General features: G+C 73.1%; 2 protein-coding genes and 1 pseudogene. 2 read left to right on the top strand and 1 reads right to left on the bottom strand.

The window, feature by feature from the left end; translation table 11 throughout:
* Window positions 1–227, bottom strand: a pseudogene (locus FUT87_RS20905) (EamA family transporter); the annotation flags it as partial.
* A 205-nt stretch (window positions 228–432) separates the two neighbouring features.
* Here FUT87_RS20905 and FUT87_RS20900 point away from each other — a divergent pair.
* Together FUT87_RS20900 and FUT87_RS29125 are read left to right on the top strand one after the other, a co-directional pair.
* Window positions 433–1,329 (top strand): LysR family transcriptional regulator, encoded by an 897-nt coding sequence (locus tag FUT87_RS20900; RefSeq protein WP_147242263.1) that lies wholly within the window; start codon window positions 433–435, stop codon window positions 1,327–1,329.
* The coding region (locus FUT87_RS29125; protein ID WP_186830669.1) for a glycine betaine ABC transporter substrate-binding protein at window positions 1,326–2,669 on the top strand (1,344 nt) is incomplete at its 3' end. The genes FUT87_RS20900 and FUT87_RS29125, both read left to right, overlap by 4 nt.

The raw sequence follows: 2,669 nt of genomic DNA, 5'->3' as shown, positions 1-2,669 counted from the left end.
CCCGAGCCGGCCGCGCGCGCGCCCCAGAGCAGCAGCGCGGCCAGCCCGAACACGCAGCGGAACCACACGGTCGTGGCCGGGTCCTGCGCCGCCTCTTCGACGAAGACGCCGATGGTGCCGAGCAGCAGGCCGCCGCCGATCATCAGCAGTTGGCCTTCGCGCAACCGCCTGACGGGCGCCCCCGGCCCGGGACTCGCGACAGTCCCGGGCGTCATCGCCGGCGCCATCGCGGACGCCACGGTGGGCATCGCGCTCGGCGTGGAATCGGGCAGGGCCCCGGTGGCGTCGGCACTGGCCGGTGTCACGGCGACGCGGGATGGGACGGATGAAGTCATGCGGCGAGTCTGCGGCTCGACAGACCGGCAGCAAAGCGAATCCTTTTCACGCTTAGCATCACGGATTCGAATGCTCGCCCGGGCGGCGGAGGATGGGATGTCGTCGACCGACCTTCAACTGGACTGGCTGCGCGCCTTCGTCGCCGCGGTGGATGCGGGCTCGCTGACGGCGGCCGGGCAGTGGGTGCATCGCTCGCAGTCGGCGCTCAGCATGCAGATCGCGAAGCTGGAGCGCGCGGTCGGACAGCCCGTGCTGGTGCGCACGCCGCGCCGGCTCGACCTCACGCCCGCGGGCCGCGAGCTGCTCGGCCATGCGCGGCGCCTGATCGCGCAGCACGACGAGGCGGTGCAGGCGCTGCGGCGCGAGACGCTGCACGGGCGGCTCACCATCGGCGTGCCGGAGGACTACGCGGTGCCCTACCTCACGCCGGTGCTGCGCGACTTCGCCGGGCGCCACACCGCGGTGGAACTGACGCTGGTCTGCCAGCAGTCGACGGTGCTGATCCCGCGGCTCGCGCGTGGCGAAGTCGATGTCGCCGTGGTCACGCGCGATCGCGCCGGACGCGGGCAGCCGCTGTTCGAGGAGCCGCTCGCGTGGTTCGGCGCTCCGCGTTTCGAGGCCTGGCGCCAGACGCCGCTGCCAGTGGCCGTCTACGAATCGGGCAGCCTCGCGCGCAAGGCGGCCCTGGCGGCGCTGGCCGCGTTGAAGCGGCCCTACCGCATCGTCTGCGACAGCGCGAGCCCCGCCGGCATGCTGGCGGCGGTCGAAAGCGGTCTGGCGATCGCGCTGTTCACGCGCTGCAGCGTGCCGGACGGCATGGAGCTGCTGGACGAGCGCCATGGCATGCCGCCGGCCACCTCGCTGCCGGCGATGTCGGTGGTGCTGATGCGGAGCAAGGCCTCGGCCGGGTCGGCGGCGGCGGACGCCTTCGCGGGCCAGGTCTTGCGCACGCTGGCGCGCAGCCGCAGCGGCTCGACTATGCTGCGCCGATGATGCTGCTCCGCGGGCTGCGGCCGCTCCTCCTCCTGCTGCTGGCCGGCGTCGCGCTGGCGACCGGGACTCACGCCTGGGCCGCCGAGCCGCTGAGGATCGGCTCGAAGCGCTTCACCGAAAGCTACATCCTGGCCGAGATCCTCGCGCAGACGGCGCGGGCCGGGGACCCCGCCGCCGCGGTCGAGCTGAAGCAGGGGCTGGGCAACACGGCCATCGTCCATGCGGCGCTCAAGGCCGGCAGCATCGATGTCTACGCCGAATACCTCGGCACGATCGAGCGGGAGATCCTCGGTCACGCGACGACCGGCGCGCCGCTGGCGCAGCTGCAGGCCGAGCTGCGGCCGCTGGGGTTGGCGATCGACGTGCCGCTGGGCTTCAACAACGGCTACGCGCTGGCGATGCGGTCGGCACGGGCGCGTGCGCTCGGGCTCACGGCGGTGTCGCAGCTGAAGGGGCAGCCGGCGCTGCGGCTGGGGCTCAGCAACGAGTTCCTGGGGCGTGCCGACGGCTGGCCGGGGCTCTCGCGGCGCTATGCGTTGCCGCAGACGCCGACCGGACTCGATCACGGGCTGGCGTACCGCGCGCTCGCCGACGACCAGATCGATGTCACCGACGTCTACACGACCGATGCGCAGATCGCGGCGCTCGACCTGACGGTGCTCGCCGACGATGCCGGTTTCTTCCCTCGCTACGACGCCGTGCTGCTGTATCGCGTCGACCTGCCGCGCCGGCATCCGCGCGCCTGGGCGGCGCTGCAGACGCTGCGCGGGCGCATCGACGAGGCCGCGATGATCGCGATGAACGCGCAAGCGGAGATCCAGCGGCAGCCGTTCGACGCGATCGCGCGAGATTTCCTCGCCAAGCCACGCAGTCACACAGTCGGTACGCCTGCCGCCGCGTCGGCATCAGCATCAGCATCGGGAGCGGCACCCACGTCGGCATCCACACCCGTAGCGGCACCAACACCCGCATCGCCCTCGGCATCGGGAACGGCATCGGGATCGGCATTGGCGTCGGCATCGGCGCCCACGCCCGCATCGGCGTCCTCGCCTAGGCTCGAGCCGGGCGTCGCGCGCTCGACGTCCGGCCTGTGGGCTCGCATCGCGGGGCCTGACCTCGGCCGGCTCACCGCGCAGCATCTGACGCTGGTGCTGGGCGCCGTCGGGCTGGCCGCGCTGGTCGGCGTGCCGCTCGCCGTCGCGCTGCATCCATGGCCGCGCTGGCGCGAGGCGCTGCTGGCCGCCTGCGCGCTGCTGCAGACGGTGCCGTCGCTGGCGATGCTCGCGCTGCTGATCTGGGCGATGGACCGGATCGGCCCGGTGCCGGCGCTGGTCGCGCTG

This window comes from Mitsuaria sp. TWR114, assembly GCF_007997345.1.
This window is presented reverse-complemented; position numbering and strand designations above follow the sequence as displayed.

Coding starts and splice junctions, on each gene's coding strand:
- FUT87_RS20900 (WP_147242263.1), top strand. CDS start 433: ATGTCGTCGACCGACCTTCAACTGGACTGGCTGCGCGCCTTCGTCGCC.